Origin of the sequence: Oceanimonas sp. MB9 (assembly GCF_011319775.1) — a bacterium.
GTDB lineage: Bacteria > Pseudomonadota > Gammaproteobacteria > Enterobacterales > Aeromonadaceae > Oceanimonas > Oceanimonas doudoroffii.
On sequence record NZ_VFBE01000010.1, the window covers coordinates 92,155 to 111,028 of the forward strand.

Sequence of the window (18,874 nt, forward strand, 5' to 3'; positions counted from 1 at the left end):
CGTTATCGTCACTCAGGCCAGTCGCCTCAGGACGTGGCCTTGCTGTGCAGGCCCTTCTTCTCCAGCTGGCGGAAGATATACCACTGCTGGGAGATGGTGACCACGTTGCTCACCAGCCAGTACAGGGTAAGACCGGCGGGGAACCACAGGAAGAAGAAGGTAAAGATGATGGGCATAAACTGCATCACCTTCTGCTGCATCGGGTCGGTGATGGTGGTCGGGCTCATCTTCTGAATCACATACATGCTGGCACCCATCAGAATGGGCAGCACGAAGTAGGGATCGCGCACCGACAGATCGTCAATCCACAGCATGAAAGGGGCGTGACGCAGCTCAACAGACTCCATCAGAACCCAGTACAGGGAGATGAAGATGGGCATCTGAATGAGGATGGGCAGACAGCCGCCGAGCGGGTTGACCTTTTCCTTCTTGTACAGCTCCATCATGCCCTGAGACATCTTCTGGCGGTCGTCGCCGTAGCGCTCGCGCAGGGCCATCAGCTTGGGCTGCAGCATGCGCATCTTGGCCATGGAGGTGTACTGGGCCTTGGTCAGCGGATACATGATGCCACGCACCACAAAGGTGGTGAGCACGATGGCCAGACCCCAGTTGACCACAAAGCCCTGCAGGATCTGCAGCAGCTTGAACAGCGGCTGGGCGATGAACCACAGCCAGCCGTAGTCCACGGTCAGATCCAGGTTGGGGGCCACTTCGGCCATCTCATCCTGCAGCTTGGGACCCAGCCACAGCTTGGCAGACAGGCTCTGCTCGGCGCCTGCTGCCACCGTGGTGACCGGGGCCTTGAAGCCGATAATGCCCTGGCCCTGATTGTTCAGGAAGCGGGTATACAGCTGGTTTTCGCCGTTTTCCGGAGCCACCCAGGCAGACACGAAGTAGTGCTGCAGCATGCCGATCCAGCCGCCTTCGGTGGTCTGGTTCAGGTTGGCTTCACGCACGTCCTGGAAGTCGTATTTGCTGTAGCGGGTTTCGCTGGTGGAGTAGGCCGGGCCGCGGTAGGCAGACGCCATCAGCATGCTGCCGCCATCGTCACCGGGCTTGCTCTCGCTCTGCTTGAGCTGGGCGTAGAGCTGAGCCTGTACCGGCTTGTCGCTTTGGTTGCGAATGTCGTAGTTAACACCCACTACGTAGCGACCGCGCTCCAGGGTAAAGGTTTTGGTGAAGGTAACGCCGGCCTCGTTGGTGAAGGTCAGCGGTACGCTCAGGCGGTCTTCGCCCTCGGCCAGACGGAATTCACCCTGCTCGGTCTGGTAGACCGGACGGCCGTCGGCGCTGGCATCGGGACCGTCGCGACCGATAAGGCCACTTTGTGCCACGTTGACGAAGTTGGCGCCATTGCTCAGCAGCACGAACTTGTCGTCGGAGTTGAGCTCGTCGTCATGCTCCAGCAGCTCGGCGCGCACAATGTCGCCGCCCTGGGTGTCGATGGTCAGTTCCAGGGTGTCGGAGATCAGGGTCACCAGCTGGCGGCTGGCGGTCACGGGGGCGTCGGTAGGCACTTCGCCACCGGCCTGGTCCGACTCGGGAATAAAGCTGTCATCGCCCGTGCTGGTTTGGGTGCTTTGCTGCGCCGTCTCTGGCTGGGGCGCCTTATCCGTCTGCCACTGTTGCCAGATGAGAAAGCTCACCAGCAGCAGCGCAATAACAAGTATGTTGCGTTGGGATTCCATAGTGTCAGTTTCTTCGCTTTGTCGGGACCGGATCGTGGCCGCTTGGACCTAAAGGGTGGCATTTTAATAGACGTTTGATAGTTAACCAACCGCCTTTTGCAAAACCGTGGAGTTGAATGGCTTCAATGGCGTATTGAGAGCAGGTGGGGGTAAAGCGGCACCTGGGACCGAGCAGGGGGCTGATAACCAGCTGATAAAGCCGTACCAGGCCTATGCCGAGTCTTTGCAACGGCGAGAGAGGGTGCGCCATAGCCTTTCCATCAACTCGAACAGTTCGTCGTTGGGCACGTCTCCGATACCTTTCTTGGCGATCACCACAATGTCGACCGAGGGCAGCTTGTGCTGCTTCAGGCGAAAGGATTCACGCGCCACCCGCTTTACCCGGTTACGCCACACGGCGCGCTTGAGTGCTTTTTTGGGCACGGCAAGACCGAGTCGGGGGTGTTCCAGACCGTTGGGTTTGGCCAGCAGGGTAAGATGGGGGGAGGCGGCTCTGACGGGGTTGTCGAAGACGTTTTTGAATTGAGCGGGAGTTAACAGACGTAACTCCCGTGAAAAGGCGTGCCGGGCCATTAGGCGCTCAGACGGGCACGACCTTTGGCGCGACGGGCAGCCAGTACTTTACGACCGTTTTTGGTGGCCATACGAGCACGGAAACCGTGGCTGCGCTTACGCTTCAGATTTGAAGGTTGAAAAGTGCGTTTCATTGTTATTACCGCTTCAGTTAACTGTACAGTTTGACCGCCGTGGCGAAAGGCGCGCTGCACCAACCAAGACGACCCATAAAAGAGGCCGAATTCTAAACAGTTAAGTGCGCGTCGTCAATCGACATGGCATTGAATACCGAGCCGGCGCCTTTGCATGCATGGCTGGCCGGATCGATCCCGGATCCGTGAGGATCGCGGGGCATGAATTATACCCACACCGGCGCCGTTGGCAACAGGTGTCTGCCAAGCCCGGCGATCGTCTCAGCCGGCGGGCAGCACCTTGCGCAGAAAGGCGCGAGTGCGCGGATCCTGCGGGTTGGTCAGCAGCTCGGCCGGTGGGCCCTGCTCCACGATGCGGCCGCCATCCATAAAGATGACCCGGTCGGCCACGTCCCGGGCAAAGCCGATTTCATGGGTGACCACCACCATGGTCTGGTGCGCCAGCGCCAGCTTTTTCATCAGCCCCAGCACCTCGTCCACCCATTCCGGATCCAGCGCCGAGGTGGGTTCGTCAAACAGCATGACCTTGGCGTGGCTGGCCATGGCCCGGCCAATGCCCACCCGTTGCTGCTGGCCGCCGGACAGGGACGACGGATAGGCGCCGGCCTTGTCTTCCAGGCCGATGTCGCCAAGTATGCGCAGGGCCTCCGCCTGGGCCTCGGCCTTGGGCTTTTTCCATACGGTGATAAGCCCCTCGGCGATGTTGTCCCGGGCGGTCTTGTTGGCGAACAGGGCATAGTTCTGAAACACAAAGGAGGTGCGCTTGCGCAGTTCAATGGCCTGTTTGCCGTTGTGCCTGGCCAGATCGATGGCAAAGCCGTCTATCTCCAGGCTGCCCGCTTCCGGGGTTTCCAGCAGGTTAAGGCAGCGCAGCAGGGTGGACTTGCCGGTGCCCGAAGGCCCCAGGATCACCACGATTTCACCCTTGTTGATGTCCAGGCTGATGTCGTTCAGTACCGTCTGGCCGTGATAGACCTTGGTCAGGTTGCGTAACTTGATCATGTTGCCTCGGTCAGTAAGCCGCGTTCAGGCGGCGCTCCAGCCGGCCCTGCAGGTGGGTAAAGAACACCACCACCGCCCAGTAGATCAGTGCCACCGCAATAAAGGACTCAAAGAACTTGAAGCTGCTTGAGGCTTCCTTCTGGGCCGTGGCCATGATCTCGGCCACTCCAAGGGTAAAGGCCAGCGAGGTGCTCTTGATCATGTCGATGAAGTAGTTCATCAGCGAAGGCGTGGCGATGCGTGCCGCCTGGGGCAGAATAATGCGCTGCATGGCCTGGCCCCGGGTCATGCCGATGCTCATGGCCGCTTCCATCTGACTTTTGTGAATGCCCAGAATGGCGGCGCGAATCGACTCGGCCATGTAGGCGGCAAAGTGCAGGGTCAGGCCGATGACGGCGGCGGTAAAGGCGTTCATGCCGATGAAAATGGGCATGATCTGGGGCAGGCCGTAATACAGCAGGAACAGCTGCACCAGCAGCGGCGTACCGCGGAAAAACGAGATAAACAGCCGTGCCAGGGCGTTCAGCCCCGGCAGTTCAAAGGTTCTGATCACCGCCAGGGTGCCGGCGATGATCAGGGCGAGCACAAAGCCCAGCAGCGCCATTTCCATGGTCGTGCCCAAATATTTGAACAGGATTGGAAACAGCGCCAGGGTGTAGTCGATATCGAACTGCATGAGGTTACTTGCTGGTAATGTCGGCGTTCAGCCACTTCTCGGAAATGGCCTGAAGGGTGCCGTCGGCACGCATGTCGGCCAGCGCCTTGTTCACCTCGGCCAGCAGTGCCTGCTGTTCGGGTTTTTTCACAAAGGGAAAGGCGTTTTCAATGGTTTCAAAGGGCTTGCCGGCCAGTTGCAGCGGCAGGCCAGCCTCGTTGATCAGCTGGGCGGAGCCCACCCGGTCCATCACAAAGGCGTCAATCCGGCCCAGGGCCACGTCCTGTTCCAGGTTGGTTTCGTAGGTGATGATGTCGATCTCGTTATTGGTGTCGTGCTTGCGCATCAGCTGCTCAAAGTTGGAGCCCAGGTTGACGGCCACTTTCTTGCCCTTGAGATCCTCCAGGCCCTGAATGCTGTCGTTGCCCTGACGAACCACTATCTGTGCGCCGTCATACACATAGGGTTCGGCGAAGTCGTATTTTTCCAGCCGCTCTGGAGTAATGGAGATCTGGTTGGAAATGGTGTCGATGCGGCCGGTGTCGAGCATGCCGAACAGGCCGGAGAAGTTGGTGGTTACAAACTCCATATCCCGCTCGATACGCTTGCCAATCTCGTTCCATACATCCACTTCAAAGCCCTGCAGCTCGTCTTGCTTGACGAAGGTAAAGGGAAAATAGCGGCCAGACATGCCCACCTTGACCGGATCGGCGGCCATGGCGGGGGCGATAAGGGTAGCGGACAGGGCCAGGGCGGTGCCCAGACGACGAATGGATGCGAACATGGTAACTCTCCTTATTATGAACCCGGACGAAAACGGCCACGTCCGGCATCATTACAGCATAAATGACGGTGGCCTTTTTATACCAGCCGGGGCCATGACACCAGTATCTTACAAGTTATCAACCTGAAAAGGGGAGGCGGTGGCGCCACCCGGCCGAAAAATCCTCAACAAAAGATTCATGAGAATCCTTTTTCCATGAGTGTGACGATGCGGCGAACCGGGGAAGCAAGGGCTCACTCCGGCAGCAGCCAGCGTATAAACTGGCGGGCGGCCACCGAAGCGTGGCGATGGCTGGGCTCCAGCAGGCACAGGTAACCCCGGCTGGGCATGCTCTCGGGCAGGGCCTGCACCAAAGCGCCCTCGCTCAGATAAGGCTCCAGTAACCGCTCCCACCCAAGCGTAATGCCCTGACCGGCCAGGGCCGCCTGCATCAGCAGCAGATAGCTGTTGGCCTTGAAGGTATGGGCCGGCGCCTGCCAGGGCTGCTCAATGCCGGCAAACCAGTCCCGCCAGGTGAGCCAGTCGTGGTAGTGATCTTCCAGCTCCAGCAGGGTGTGTTGCTTCAGCATCTGGGCCGGGTCGGTAATGGGGCCGTTTTGTTGCAGATAAGCCTTGCTGCACAGGGCGATCACCCGCTCCGGGCCAAATACCGGCCGAATGCGTACGCCTTCCGGTTCCCGCTCGCCGGGCAGCAGATAATACAGCGCCAGATCGAACTCGCTGGGATCGAGCCGGCGCGGGTCTTCTGCGGTCAGAATGCGAATATCCAGTTGCGGACAGGCCCGCTTTAGCTCGGGCAGCCGGCGGGTCAGCCACATGGAAGCGACGGTGGGGCTGGATGCCAGGGTCAGCTGCAGGCTGCCCTGGCGCCGGGTGAGCTCGGCGGTGCCGCTGGCCAGTTCCCGCAGCAGCCCCTGCACCAGTTCAAAATAACGCTCGCCCGCCGGGGTCAGCGTCACACTCAGGGCATCCCGAGTAAACAGCGGCCGGCCCAGACACTCCTCCAGCCGTTTGATCTGCCGGCTGACGGCGCTCTGAGTCAGGTTGAGTTCGGTGGCGGCCTGCGTAAAGCTGCGGCGGCGTGCCGCCGCCTCAAAGGCCTGCAGGCAGTTGAGGGGCGGCAGTGGCGAGATTTTCTGGGACATGGCGGTGCGGGCAAGGCTGTCGGTAACAGTCATTACTCTACCCCTGCCCGTCCGTCATGACTACTGAGCTCGGCGCGGAATGCGATATTCCCAGCTTTTATCGTTAAAGGGCTGGTCATTGAGCCAGGCCTGCTGATGGGCGGTCAGGTAGTAGTAGTGTTCGTCTCCGGTCATGCTCAGCCGGCTTTCCACTCGCACCTGCCAATCGTCCCGGCCGGCCCGGTACAGCCAGTGAATGTCGGCCTGAGTGGCGTCGGGATCATAAGGCCGAGTGCGGTACTCCTCGGTGGCCTTTTGCTCTACCCAAAAGCCGTGGTCAAGGAAGCGGTAGGTACCCATGTCGTCGTCCACCCGCAGGCACACCTCGCCGGACGCCACGTCCTCGGTAATGGTGCGTTTGGGGGCGGGCTCGCGCAGGTAGTCCATGTTGACCGGTTGGGCCGATTCGGGCGGCTGAAACGGGTTGTCGATGGCCTTGCCCTCAAAGACCGGCAGCAGCAGTTGCTGGGCGCCGGGAGCCAGGGTCAGGGTGGTCAGCTTGCGGCTGGGCCACAGCAGCGGAAAGTGGGCGGTGGAAATGGCCAGCCGCAGCCGGTGACCGGCGGGCACCTTGTAACCCATGTTGTCGAGCACCACCTCAAAAGCCATGTTTTCGCCCGGCACCGGCGGCGTGACTTCGGCGCGGTCATGGCGCAGGCTCAGATTGAGGGTGCCGTAGCTTACCAGGGTGGCGCGGCCGTCGGGGGCGACGTCGCAGAGGCGTACCGTGACCTGTCCGCAGTCCTGATCCACGGCGCCGGTCAGGCGCACCCTGGGGTTGCCCAGCAGCGGCAGCGGCTCGGCGAGCGGTGCGCTGTCAAAGCACAGCGACTGGGCGTCGTCCCGGCGCTGGTCGGTGGGAAAGTCCGGGCCAAACCAGATGGCGCAATATTCGCCGCCGTGTACGCCCGTGGTCAGCGGCGAGCAAATGGAAGTGGGCTCAGTCAGCGAGTACTCACCCTCGCGCAGGCCGCCGTCGGCCAGGCTGAAGGTTCTGTCGCGAACCTGGGAGGCGGGCCAGCCCTCGGTCTGCACCCAGTCACCGGCGCGATGGGCGGCCATGGCTACCGGCGGCTGTGCCTCCTGCAGGTAAAAGGTGCACTCGGGCTCGTCCATGATGCCGGTGTCGATGTCCTTGAGCCAGTGATCCCACCAGCGCAGTGCCTCCTGTAAAAAGCCGATGGCCGGATCGGGAATGGCGAAGTGGGGATACTTGTGGATCCAGGGACCTATCAGCGCCTTTTTCGGGCAGGTCAGCTGTTCCATCATGCGCACCGGAGTGTTGCGGTAGGCATCGCCCCAGCCGCCGATGCAGTATACCGCGGCCTCGATGTCGGCATAGTTTTCACAGACGGAGCCGTGCTGCCAGTAGGCGTCCCGGGTGCCGTGCTCGATCCAGGGATGGGCCATCAGCGGCATGTTCTCCAGCCGGTATTTCCAGCGTTCCAGCCAGTCGTCACCCACCAGTCGCGGGTCGGGCACGGCGGCGGAAAAACTCAGCATGGTGGCGGCCCAGCCCAGGTTTTCCAGCAGCAGGTTGCCACCCTTGAAGTGCACGTCGTCGGCATAGCGGTCGTCGGTGGAACAGAGGGTGATAATGGCCTTCAGCGGCGCGGGCCGGCGCGCCGCCAGCTGCAGGCTGTTAAAGCCGCCCCAGGAGATGCCCATCATGCCCAGCTTGCCGCTGCACCAGGGCTGGCGGCTGATCCAGTCGATCACTTCCAGGGCGTCGTCCTGCTCCTGTTGAAGGTATTCATCCAGCATCAGGCCGTCGGACTCGCCGTTGCCGCGAATGTCCACCCGCACGCAGGCATAGCCGTGACCCGCCAGGTAGGGATGGGTGAGGGCGTCGCGCACCGCGGTGCCGTCGAGCTTGCGGTAGGGCAGGTACTCGAGAATGGCGGGCACCGGGTTCTGCTCCGCGTCTTCCGGCAGCCAGATGCGGGCCGCCAGCTGAGTGCCGTCCTTCAGCGGAATCAGGGTGTGTTCGATCTCGCGTACGCGATGGGGAAATTCATGCCTGATGTGCATTTGCCGGAACTCCTTCAGGGGTGGATGAATGTGTGGTGTTGCGTCCGCCGGCGGCGCCGGGGTGTGCGGCGTTAGTAACCAGCGCCGGGTTGGACAGCCAGTGCCACAACGAGCCGCTGGCCAGCAGAATGATGAACAAGGCGGGCAGGCCGCCCAGGTTGGACAGCATCTTGACGCCGTCGATGCCCACAAAGGACACCATCACCCAGGACACGGTGCCGATCACCGACCCCCATAGCACCTTGATACCGATATTGCTGTCCTGCTGACTGTCGGCGGTCAGGCCGCGAGTGCACAGGCCGCCAATGGCGTCGGTGTTGGAATCGGCGGCGGTAACGTAGGACACAAAGGCGATAAACAGCAGCAGCACTATCATCAGCTGGCTGCCCGGCAGCTGCTCAAAAATGTGGTAGAGCACGTGCTCCACGCCGTCGTTATTGAGCACTGCGTTGAGGCCGGCGGCCTGGTGCAGATCGAGATAAATGGCGGTGCCGGAGAAAATGCAGATCCAGACGATGGCGAACAGCGCCGGATACACCAGGTTGATGCGAATAAACTCGCGCACCGTGTAGCCCCGGGCGATTTTGCCGAGGAACAGGGCGGTGACCGGCGCCCAGGCGAACCATACCGCCCAGTAGAAGATGCTCCACCACTGGGGCCAGGGGTCGCCGGCGGCGGCGCCGGTAAACAGGCTGCGGGAGAAGAAGGTGTCCAGATACAGGCCCAGGGACTCGGTGCCCAGGGCGACCATAAAGGCGCTGGGGCCAAAGCAGAACATGAACACCCCGAGCAGCAGCAGCAGCCAGGCGTTGAGCGCCGACATGCGGGCGATGCCCTTTTTCAGGCCGCTGGCGGCGGAGAACACAAAGGTGGCCACGATCAGCGCAATCACCACGCCCAGTCGAAACGGGCTGGTGTCGCCGCCCAGATACTGACCGGCGCCGCCGGCCAGGGTGAGGGCGCCGGTACCCAGGGACGAAGCCATGCCGGCCACCAGGGCGTAGAGGGCGATGGCGTCGATCAGGCTGCCAAGGCGGCGGGTCAGCCGCGGCCCCAGCACCGGCTCCAGCATGCTGCCGATGGAAAAGCGCTTGCGCTGGTTATAGAAGGCCAGGGTGAACACCAGGGAAGGAATGGTGTAGATGGCGTAGGGGGTAAAGGACCAGTGCAGGAACATGGTGGCCATGGCAAAGCGCGCCGCCTCGGGGGAGCCGGCTTCCAGCCCGGCGCTTTCGGGCGGACCGAACAGGTGATACAGGGGCTCGGCCGTGGTCCAGAACAGCACGCCCACCGCCAGGGTGGTGCACAGGGTAATGGAGAACCAGCGCCAGCGGCTCAGCAGCGGCTCGGCCTGGTCGCCACCGATACGAACCCGGCCCAGGGGCGAGCAATACACCAGCACCGCCAGCACCAGCAGGTAGAGGCTGCCCAGGCTGAACAGCCAGGAGAAGTTATCGAGAATGGCGCCGTTGAGTGTCTTGGTGGTGGCGAGAAAGCCATCGAGGTTGAGATAGCTGGCGAGCAGGGCACCCAGCAGCAGCAAAAAGGTCGGCCAGAACACCAAAGGCCGTATATTGGTCAATAGCATAAAGAATCACTCCATGATCGGATACTGCATATCCTGTTGATTCTGTTCGAAATAGAGCCATATGGGCTGGAATTTAATCCACTATTTCAACATTCCACAGCCAGTGTGCAGAGTCGCCCTTTATGGCTCAAATGACATATGAACACGGGGTCATGATCCCATGGCATGGGGAGGGAGAGTGATGCTGGCCCCGATAAGGAGCAGGCCGGGGCAACAAAAATGCCGGCGGTTGCCGGCATGGTGAACAGCATGGAGCGGGACTAGCCTTATTCCGTGATGGTGAACTTGCCTTTCATGATGCCGATATGGCCGGGAAAGGAGCAGAAATAGCTGTAGTCGCCACCGGCACTCATGCCCTCGGTGCTGAAGGTGACGGTGCTGCTTTCGCCGCCGCCGATCAGATCGGTGTGGGCCAGAATGCGCTCATCGCTGGTGTCCAGGTAGTCGTTGTCGGCGCCGGCACTGATGCCGCCGCTGGCAATGGCCTGCATGTCGGCGGTCTGGCTCAGCACCCAGTTATGGCCCATGACTTTCTTGTCCAGGTTGCCGGTGTGGTTCAGGGTCAGGGTCACTTCCTTGCAGCTGGCGGGTACGCTCAGCTCCTGCTGATTAAACTGCATGGCGTCGTTGCCTTCGATGGTCAGACTGCACTCGTCGGCCAGGGTGGGAAGGGCCGCCGACAGCAGCACCAGGCCGGCCAGAGACTTGATTACTTTCATGCCGTGAACTCCTCAATGATGGAATGAATCGAAAACCACCCATGAGGGTGGATCGATCCCTACCTTTACACAAGGTGATAATGATTATCAATATTCATTTTTCAGAGGATCCCGGCATTTACAGGGATCCTTTGTGCAATCTACAGTATACAAAATGTGCGTAGCTTGTTTATAAAGCTGAGGATCCTGTGTATTGCGGTGTGGTTTATTCACATAAGTCAAGGATCATATTTTTCAGGATCGGCGCGATCCGGCTAGAGATCCTGAAGTCGGGCAAGTAGAATGACGACCCCCTTGATTGATCCCTTTTGTTTCAGGAGTTCGAATGAGCGCTATGCTTTGGCAGCAGTGTCTTGCCCGGCTACAGGACGAATTGCCTTCCGCGGAATTCAGCATGTGGATCCGGCCGCTGCAGGCGGAGCAGGGCGACGAAACCCTGACCCTGTTCGCCCCCAACCGTTTTGTGCTCGACTGGGTGCGTGACAAGTACTTGATTCGCATCAACGGCCTGCTGGGCGAGTTTTGCGGCAACCAGTGCCCCCAGCTCAAATTCGAGGTGGGCAACAAGCGTGCCCAGGTCAACCTGATGGCCAACAGCGCCAGCCCCAACGGCAGCAAGCCCCAGGCCCGGCCGCAGCTGGTGCCGTCCTGGAGTGAGCAGGCGGACGACAAGCCGCAGATCAATCACAAGAGCAACATGAACACCAACTACACCTTTGACAACTTCGTTGAAGGTAAGTCGAACCAGCTGGCCCGGGCCGCCGCCCGCCAGGTGGCCGACAACCCGGGTGGGGCCTACAATCCGCTGTTTCTCTATGGCGGCACCGGCCTCGGCAAGACCCACCTGCTGCACGCGGTGGGCAACGGCATTCGCGAGCGCAAGGCCGATGCCCGGGTGATTTACATGCATTCCGAGCGCTTTGTGCAGGACATGGTCAAGGCGCTGCAGAACAACGCCATCGAAGAGTTCAAGCGCTACTACCGCAGCGTGGATGCCTTGCTGATCGATGACATTCAGTTCTTCGCCAACAAGGAGCGCTCCCAGGAGGAGTTTTTCCACACCTTTAATGCGCTGCTGGAAGGCAATCAGCAGATCATTCTGACCTCGGATCGTTACCCCAAGGAGATCGACGGGGTCGAGGATCGGCTCAAGTCCCGCTTTGGCTGGGGCCTGACCGTGGCGATTGAGCCGCCGGAGCTGGAAACCCGGGTGGCGATCCTGATGCGCAAGGCCGCCGAGAACAAGATCCACCTGCCCGACGAAGTGGCCTTCTTTATCGCCAAGCGCCTGAGATCCAACGTGCGCGAGCTGGAAGGGGCACTGAACCGGGTGATCGCCAACGCCAACTTTACCGGCCGCTCCATCAATATCGACTTTGTGCGCGAGGCACTGAGAGATTTGTTGGCGCTGCAGGAAAAGCTGGTGACCATCGACAACATTCAGAAGACGGTGGCGGAGTATTACAAGATCAAGGTGGCGGATCTGCTGTCCAAGCGGCGATCCCGCTCGGTGGCCCGGCCACGCCAGCTGGCCATGGCCCTGGCCAAGGAGCTGACCAACCATTCACTGCCCGAGATCGGCGACGCCTTTGGCGGCCGGGATCACACCACTGTGCTGCACGCCTGTCGCAAAATTGGCCAGCTGCGGGAAGAGAGTCATGATATAAAGGAAGATTATTCCAACCTGATTCGAACCCTGTCTTCCTGATCGGAGAGCACCATGCAGTTTACCATCAGCCGCGAAGCCCTGTTGCGCCCCCTGCAACTGGTATCCAGTGCCCTGGGAGGCCGACCCAACCTGCCGATCCTCAATAATATTCTGCTGAGCGTCGGCGACGACGCCCTGTCGATGACCGGCACCGATACCGAGGTGGAAATGGTGGCCAGAGTGCCGCTGGAAGGCGCGGTGACCGCCGGCCGCACCACGGTGCCGGCGCGCAAGCTGTTGGATATCTGCCGGGGCCTGCCCGACGGCGCCGGGCTGACCTTCAGCCAGGAAGGCGATCGCCTGCTGCTGCGCTCCGGTCGCAGCCGTTTTAACCTGTCCACCCTGCCGGCGGAAGATTTTCCCAATATCGAGGAATGGAGCTCGGAACTGGAGTTCGACATCAACCAGCTGGCGTTGAAGAAGCTGATTGAAGCCACCCAGTTCTCCATGGCCATTCAGGATGTACGCTATTACCTCAACGGCATGCTGTTTGAAACCGACGGTAACAGTTTGCGCACCGTGGCTACCGACGGTCACCGCCTGGCCACCTGCCAGCGTGAGCTGGAGCAGGAACTGCCGGCCCAGCAGGTGATAGTGCCGCGCAAGGGCGTGCTGGAACTGGCAAAATTGCTGGAGCACGAAGATCAGGAGGTGCGTCTGCAGGTGGGCAAGAGCAACCTGCGTGCCGTGACTCAGGGCTTTATTTTTACCTCCAAGCTGGTGGACGGCCGGTTTCCCGATTACCGCCGCGTGCTGCCCCGTGAGAGTGACAAGACCCTGATCTGCGATCGGGAAGGGCTCAAGCAGGCCTTTACCCGGGCGGCGATCCTGTCCAACGAGAAATTCCGTGGCGTGCGCCTCAACCTGCAGCAGCAGACCCTGAAAATCACCGCCAACAACCCGGAGCAGGAAGAGGCGGAAGAGGTGCTGGACGTTAACTATCAGGGCAGTGATCTGGAGATTGGCTTTAACGTTTCCTATGTGCTCGACGTGCTCGGTACCCTCAAGTCGGAGCAGGTCAAGATGAGCCTGAAGGATGCCAGCAGCAGTGGTCTGATCGAAGCCGAAGACAACGGCGATGCCCTCTACGTGGTGATGCCCATGCGGCTGTAACATGGCCCTGCTCAACCTTCAGCTCAAAGACTTTCGCAATATTCGCCATGGCCGGCTGGTGCCGGCCTCGGGCATCAATGTGCTGGCCGGCCCCAATGGCAGTGGCAAGACCAGCATTCTGGAAGCCATTCACTACCTCGGCGTGGGCCGCTCCTTTCGAACCCATCTTACCGGCCGGGTTATTCAGCAGGGCGAACAGGCCTTTACCCTGTTTGCCCGAGTACAGCGTGAGGACGAAGAAGGCCTGCCGGTGGGCCTGTCCAAAACCCGGGGTGGCGCCACCCGGCTCAAGGTGGCGGGCCGCAGGGCCGAGCGCCTGGCCGATCTCGCCCACATTCTGCCCATTCAGTTGATCCACCCGGAAGGGTATAATCTGTTGACCGGCGGGCCCAAGTTGCGGCGGGCCTACCTGGACTGGGGGCTGTTTTATTCCCGGCCGGAGTTTTTTGCCGCCTGGGGTCGCTTTCGGCGTTTGCTTAAGCAGCGCAACGCCCTGCTGCGGCAACAGCGACCTTACCGCGAGCTGGGTTATTGGGATCCGCAGCTGGTGGCGGCGGGCGAGGCATTGAGTACGTTTCGGCAGGACTATGCCGACGCCATTGCCCCGGTGATCGCGGCCATTGCCGCCGATTTTCTGCCGGAGTTCGAGTTCAGCTTTGACTTCTTTCGCGGCTGGGACCGGCAGACCGAACTGGCGAAAGTGCTGGAGCAGGGCTTTGAGCGGGACGCCAACCTGGGCTATACCCAGGCGGGACCGCACAAGGCCGAGATAAGAATAAAGGCCCGGGGTATGCCGGTGCAGGATTTGCTGTCGCGTGGCCAGCTCAAGCTGCTGGTGTGTGCCATGCGCCTGGCCCAGGGGCTGTATTTAAAGCAGCAGTCCGGACAGGACTGTATTTTTTTGATCGACGACTTTGCGTCCGAGCTGGACCAACACAAGCGGGGATTGCTGGCCGGGCGGCTGAACGAGCTGCAGGCCCAGGTGTTTATCTCCGCCATCGACATCAGCCAGCTCGGTGACATGATCACACGGGACAACAGTAAGCTGTTTCACGTGAAACAGGGTGAAATCACCGAAACCCAGGAGTGCAAGCAAGCCAATGAGTGAACACACTTACGACTCTTCGAGTATCAAGGTATTGAAAGGTCTGGATGCGGTCCGCAAGCGTCCGGGCATGTATATCGGCGACACGGATGATGGCACTGGCCTGCACCACATGGTGTTTGAGGTGGTGGACAACTCGATCGACGAGGCCCTGGCCGGCCACTGCAAGGACATCGTCGTGACCATTCATGCCGACGGCTCGGTGTCGGTGTCCGATGACGGCCGGGGCATTCCGGTGGACATTCACGAAGAGGAAGGCCGCTCCGCCGCTGAGGTAATCCTGACCGTGCTGCATGCCGGCGGCAAGTTCGACGACAACTCCTACAAGGTCTCCGGCGGTCTGCACGGGGTGGGGGTGTCGGTGGTGAACGCCCTGTCGGAAAAGCTGCAGCTGACCATCTGGCGTCACGGCAAGGTCCATGAACAGACCTACCAGCACGGCGAGCCTCAGGCCCCGCTGACCGCCGTGGGTGAAACCACCAAGTCCGGTACCCAGATTCGGTTCTGGCCCAGCGGCGCCACCTTCAGTGACACCAATTTCCACTACGACATTCTGGCCAAGCGCCTGCGCGAGCTGTCGTTCCTCAACTCCGGCGTCTCCATCAAGCTGCTGGACGAGCGGGACGGCAAGGAAGTTCACTTTCAGTACGAAGGCGGTATTCAGGCCTTTGTGGAATACCTGAACCGCAACAAGACCCCCATTCACCCCAAGGCCTTTCACTTCACCAGCGAACGGGAAGACGGCATTGCGGTGGAGGTGTCGATGCAGTGGAACGACTCCTATCAGGAGAATATCTTCTGCTTTACCAACAACATTCCCCAGCGGGACGGCGGTACTCACCTGGCCGGTTTCCGCGCGGCGCTGACCCGTACCCTGAACGGCTACATGGACAAGGAAGGCTTCAGCAAAAAGGCCAAGACCTCCGCCTCCGGTGACGACGCCCGGGAAGGCCTGACCGCGGTCATTTCGGTCAAGGTGCCCGATCCCAAGTTCTCGTCCCAGACCAAGGACAAGCTGGTGTCGTCCGAGGTGAAAACCGCGGTAGAGCAGGCCATGGCCGAGCGCTTGCAGGAATTCCTGCTGGAAAACCCCAACGACGCCAAGATCGTGGTCAACAAGATCATCGACGCGGCCCGTGCCCGGGAAGCGGCGCGCAAGGCGCGGGAAATGACCCGGCGCAAGGGCGCCCTGGATCTGGCCGGCCTGCCCGGCAAGCTGGCCGACTGCCAGGAAAAGGATCCGGCGCTGTCCGAACTCTACATCGTGGAGGGTGACTCGGCGGGCGGCTCCGCCAAGCAGGGTCGTAACCGCAAGTACCAGGCCATACTGCCGCTCAAGGGCAAGATCCTTAACGTGGAAAAGGCCCGCTTCGACAAGATGCTGTCGTCCCAGGAAGTGGCCACCCTGATCACCGCCCTGGGCTGCGGCATTGGCCGGGACGAGTACGATCCCGACAAGATGCGTTACCACCACATCATCATCATGACCGATGCGGACGTGGACGGTGCCCACATTCGAACCCTGCTGCTGACCTTCTTCTACCGGCAGATGCCGGAGATCATCGAGCGCGGTTACGTCTACATCGCCCAGCCGCCCCTGTACAAGGTGAAAAAAGGCAAGCAGGAGCAATACCTGAAAGACGAGCCGGCCATGCTGCAGTATCAGACCAGCCTGGCCCTGGACGGCGCCACCCTGCATGTTAATGAATCGGCCCCGGCCATCGGCGGCGAGCAGCTGGAAAAGCTGGTCAATGACTACCGCAAGGTGCAGGAGCTGATTGTGCGGTTGTCCCGCCGGGCGCCGGAAGTGGTGCTGAACGAGCTGATCTACCAGCCCGAGCTGACCCTGCAGGCGCTGACCGATCAGGGCCTGGTCAACGGCTGGATTGATGCCATCAACCAGTCCCTGGAAAACAGCAACACCAACGGCACCCAATACTCCCTGGACGCGGTGTTCTCGGAAGAGCGCAACTGCTACCTGCCGCGAGTGAAAGTGCGTCAGCACGGCATCGAGCGGGAATTCCCGATCAGCTACGACTTCTTTGCTTCCGGCGAATACCGCAGCATTGTGGAGCTGGGCAAGGGCATCGCCAACCTGATAGAGGAGGGTGGCTACGTCAAGCGCGGTGAGAAGACCAAGACCGTGGACAGCTTTGCCGAGGCCCTGGAGTGGCTGATGAACGAAAGCAAGCGCGGCCTCTATGTGCAGCGCTACAAGGGGCTGGGCGAAATGAACCCGGAGCAGCTGTGGGAAACCACCATGGATCCGGAAACCCGCCGCATGCTGCGAGTGACCATTGAAGACGCCGTGGCCGCCGACCAGCTGTTCTCCACCCTGATGGGCGATCACGTGGAGCCGCGCCGCGACTTTATCGAGACCAACGCCCTCAAGGTCGCCAACCTGGATATCTGATTCCGGCTTGTGCACCGACACCAAAGGCAGCCCGCGGGCTGCCTTTTTCATATCTCGAAGCCTACAGTGCGAAGCAGTAACGAGGTTGCACTCCGCCGACACGCTTCGTTGAAGGCCACTCACTAAAAAGCCTGCTGCGAACATACTTAATGTTCGTTCAGGCTTTTTACTTCGTCACGGCGAGCAAGCCCGCCCCATGGGACGTTCGGCAAATGTCATCCCTGACATTTGACGGTCGACTACGACAATCCCCGTTACTGCTTCGTTTGACTACTGAGTTGTCTGTGCCCTTGACTACCTCATAAACCTAAGCCTACTAGACTGGAATAAGCCACATACTTAACGATAAAGGGGAGCACAATGAGCAACCACAGTCGCAAGTATTCCAGCCGGGTGGTGGACGGCACGGCCAGGGCGCCGGCACGTGCCATGTTGCGGGCCACCGGGTTTGAAGACGACGACTTCCACAAACCCCAGGTGGGCATAGCGTCTACCTGGAGTAACCTCACTCCCTGCAATATGCATATCAACCAGCTGGCGGAAGAGGCGGCACGGGGGGCCGACGGCGCCGGCGGCAAGAGCATTATTTTCAACACCATCACCATTTCCGACGGCATTGCCAATGGTACCGAGGGCATGAAGTATTCCCTGGTGTCCCGGGAGATCATTGCCGACTCCATCGAGGCGGTGGCCGGCTGCGAAGGCTTTGACGGTCTGGTGGCCATTGGCGGCTGTGACAAGAACATGCCCGGTTGCCTGATTGGCCTGGCCCGGCTCAACCGGCCGGCGGTATTTGTTTATGGCGGTACCATACTGCCCGGCGACAACCACACCGACATTATTTCGGTGTTTGAGGCGGTGGGTGCCCACGCCAAGGGCGACATGACCACCCTTGAAGTTAAACAGATTGAAGACACCGCCATTCCCGGACCGGGCTCCTGTGGCGGCATGTATACCGCCAATACCATGGCCTCGGCCATTGAGGTGATGGGCATGAGTCTGCCGGGCAGCTCGGCCCAGAACGCCACCTCCGACACCAAGCTGAAGGACTGCCAGCGTGCCGGCGAGGCGGTGCTGAATCTGCTCAGGCACAATATTCGCCCGTCCGACATCATGACCAAACCCGCCTTTGAAAACGCCATCACCCTGGTGATTGCCCTTGGTGGTTCCACCAATGCGGTGCTGCACCTGTTGGCCATGGCCCATGCGATTGGGGTGGAGCTGAGCCTGGACGACTTCTCCCGTATCGGCAAGCGCGTGCCGGTGCTGGCGGATCTGCGCCCCAGTGGTCATTACATGATGTCGGAGCTGGTGGATATCGGTGGCATACTACCGCTGATGAAAACCCTGCTCGACGCCGGCCTGCTGCACGGCGACTGCCTCACCGTCACCGGCAAGACCCTTGGCGAGAACCTGGCCGGGGTGTCGCCTTACCCTGACGGCCAGAACATCATTCGCCCCCTCGACAACCCCATCAAACCCGACAGCCATCTGCGTATCCTGCACGGCAACCTGGCGCCGGGTGGTGCCGTAGCCAAGATCACCGGCAAGGAAGGCTTGAGCTTTACCGGCCCGGCTCGCGTGTTTGACTCGGAAGAGGAAACCCTGGCACGCATTCTCGATGGCACGGTGCAAAAGGGCGATGTGGTGGTGATCCGCTACGAGGGGCCTCGGGGAGGACCGGGCATGCGGGAAATGCTGAGTCCCACGTCGGCCATCATGGGCCGAGGCCTGGGCAAGGGGGTGGCGTTGATCACCGACGGCCGTTTCTCCGGCGGCAGCCATGGTTTTGTGGTGGGCCATGTGACCCCGGAAGCCCGCCAGGGCGGTCCGCTGGCGATCGTCGAAGACGGCGACATCATTACCATAGACGCCGAGCACAACCGGCTGGAACTGGAGCTGACCGACAGCGTCATCGCCGAACGGCTGGCCCGCTGGCAGCCACCCGAGCCCAGATATCGTCGGGGCGTGCTGGCCAAATATGCCCGCACCGTGGGCTCTGCCTCTTACGGGGCGGTAACCGACGGACGGGAAGAGGGACACTGAGTGAACAAAAAATATTCATGTTGCCGCTTGAAAGCGTAAAAGACCGTCCCTATATCTTTTAGTGAACAAGGCGGGTCGCTCGGTTGAGGGCCCGCACCGCCCGTCCGTATGGAGGGCAAGTCATTATCGCT

Annotated in this window: 16 protein-coding genes; 5 read left to right on the plus strand and 11 right to left on the minus strand. The window is 60.7% G+C overall.

The features are described from left to right. Positions 1 to 26: 26 nt before the first annotated feature. The 11 genes from yidC to azu form a co-directional block, all read right to left on the minus strand. Positions 27 to 1,688, minus strand: coding sequence for a membrane protein insertase YidC (gene yidC, locus OJHNALOF_RS15995; protein ID WP_165662672.1), 1,662 nt, complete (start codon positions 1,686 to 1,688; stop codon positions 27 to 29). A 4-nt stretch (positions 1,689 to 1,692) separates the two neighbouring features. Next, complete coding sequence (gene yidD, locus OJHNALOF_RS16000) at positions 1,693 to 1,938, minus strand: membrane protein insertion efficiency factor YidD (RefSeq protein ID WP_094201945.1); 246 nt, start codon at positions 1,936 to 1,938, stop codon at positions 1,693 to 1,695. Beyond that, on the minus strand, positions 1,899 to 2,261 hold the full coding sequence (gene rnpA / locus OJHNALOF_RS16005; protein WP_094201944.1) for a ribonuclease P protein component: 363 nt from the start codon (positions 2,259 to 2,261) through the stop codon (positions 1,899 to 1,901). The genes yidD and rnpA overlap by 40 nt, the downstream gene beginning before the upstream one ends. Then, entirely contained in the window at positions 2,261 to 2,395 is a 135-nt protein-coding gene (rpmH, locus tag OJHNALOF_RS16010) for a 50S ribosomal protein L34 (RefSeq protein ID WP_014290886.1), read from the minus strand. The genes rnpA and rpmH overlap by 1 nt, the downstream gene beginning before the upstream one ends. Before the next feature lie 261 nt (positions 2,396 to 2,656). After that, positions 2,657 to 3,397, minus strand: coding sequence for an amino acid ABC transporter ATP-binding protein (locus OJHNALOF_RS16015; protein WP_094201943.1), 741 nt, complete (start codon positions 3,395 to 3,397; stop codon positions 2,657 to 2,659). A gap of 10 nt (positions 3,398 to 3,407) precedes the next feature. Beyond that, a complete protein-coding gene (locus tag OJHNALOF_RS16020) occupies positions 3,408 to 4,073 on the minus strand; it encodes an amino acid ABC transporter permease (protein WP_094201942.1) in 666 nt (221 codons plus the stop codon). Positions 4,074 to 4,077: 4 nt separating this feature from the next. Continuing rightward, positions 4,078 to 4,836: an amino acid ABC transporter substrate-binding protein gene (locus OJHNALOF_RS16025; protein WP_165662673.1), complete on the minus strand. Its 759-nt coding sequence runs from the start codon at positions 4,834 to 4,836 to the stop codon at positions 4,078 to 4,080. 233 nt (positions 4,837 to 5,069) lie between these two features. Continuing rightward, positions 5,070 to 6,014 (minus strand): LysR substrate-binding domain-containing protein, encoded by a 945-nt coding sequence (locus tag OJHNALOF_RS16030; protein ID WP_094201940.1) that lies wholly within the window; start codon positions 6,012 to 6,014, stop codon positions 5,070 to 5,072. A 27-nt stretch (positions 6,015 to 6,041) separates the two neighbouring features. Then, complete coding sequence (locus OJHNALOF_RS16035) at positions 6,042 to 8,051, minus strand: CocE/NonD family hydrolase (RefSeq protein ID WP_165662674.1); 2,010 nt, start codon at positions 8,049 to 8,051, stop codon at positions 6,042 to 6,044. Continuing rightward, the gene (locus OJHNALOF_RS16040) at positions 8,035 to 9,639 is read right to left on the minus strand and encodes a BCCT family transporter (RefSeq protein ID WP_165662675.1); all 1,605 of its coding nucleotides are present in this window, start codon (positions 9,637 to 9,639) and stop codon (positions 8,035 to 8,037) included. Before OJHNALOF_RS16040 ends, OJHNALOF_RS16035 begins: the two co-directional genes overlap by 17 nt. A 266-nt stretch (positions 9,640 to 9,905) precedes the next feature. Then, positions 9,906 to 10,358, minus strand: coding sequence for an azurin (gene azu, locus OJHNALOF_RS16045; protein ID WP_094201937.1), 453 nt, complete (start codon positions 10,356 to 10,358; stop codon positions 9,906 to 9,908). Positions 10,359 to 10,683: 325 nt separating this feature from the next. Here azu and dnaA point away from each other — a divergent pair, with 325 nt between their 5' ends. The 5 genes from dnaA (at position 10,684) to ilvD (ending at position 18,743) form a co-directional block, all read left to right on the plus strand. After that, positions 10,684 to 12,066 carry a chromosomal replication initiator protein DnaA gene (gene dnaA, locus OJHNALOF_RS16050; RefSeq protein ID WP_094201936.1) on the plus strand — a complete coding sequence of 461 codons (1,383 nt, stop codon included), beginning with the start codon at positions 10,684 to 10,686 and terminating at the stop codon, positions 12,064 to 12,066. 12 nt (positions 12,067 to 12,078) lie between these two features. Continuing rightward, positions 12,079 to 13,179, plus strand: a complete 1,101-nt coding sequence (gene dnaN / locus OJHNALOF_RS16055) for a DNA polymerase III subunit beta (protein WP_165662676.1) — start codon at positions 12,079 to 12,081, stop codon at positions 13,177 to 13,179. 1 nt (position 13,180) lies between these two features. Beyond that, positions 13,181 to 14,287 (plus strand): DNA replication/repair protein RecF, encoded by a 1,107-nt coding sequence (gene recF / locus OJHNALOF_RS16060; protein ID WP_165662677.1) that lies wholly within the window; start codon positions 13,181 to 13,183, stop codon positions 14,285 to 14,287. After that, positions 14,280 to 16,697, plus strand: coding sequence for a DNA topoisomerase (ATP-hydrolyzing) subunit B (gyrB, locus tag OJHNALOF_RS16065; RefSeq protein WP_165662678.1), 2,418 nt, complete (start codon positions 14,280 to 14,282; stop codon positions 16,695 to 16,697). The genes recF and gyrB overlap by 8 nt, the downstream gene beginning before the upstream one ends. Before the next feature lie 360 nt (positions 16,698 to 17,057). Beyond that, on the plus strand, positions 17,058 to 18,743 hold the full coding sequence (gene ilvD, locus OJHNALOF_RS16070; protein WP_094201932.1) for a dihydroxy-acid dehydratase: 1,686 nt from the start codon (positions 17,058 to 17,060) through the stop codon (positions 18,741 to 18,743). Positions 18,744 to 18,874: the final 131 nt, after the last annotated feature.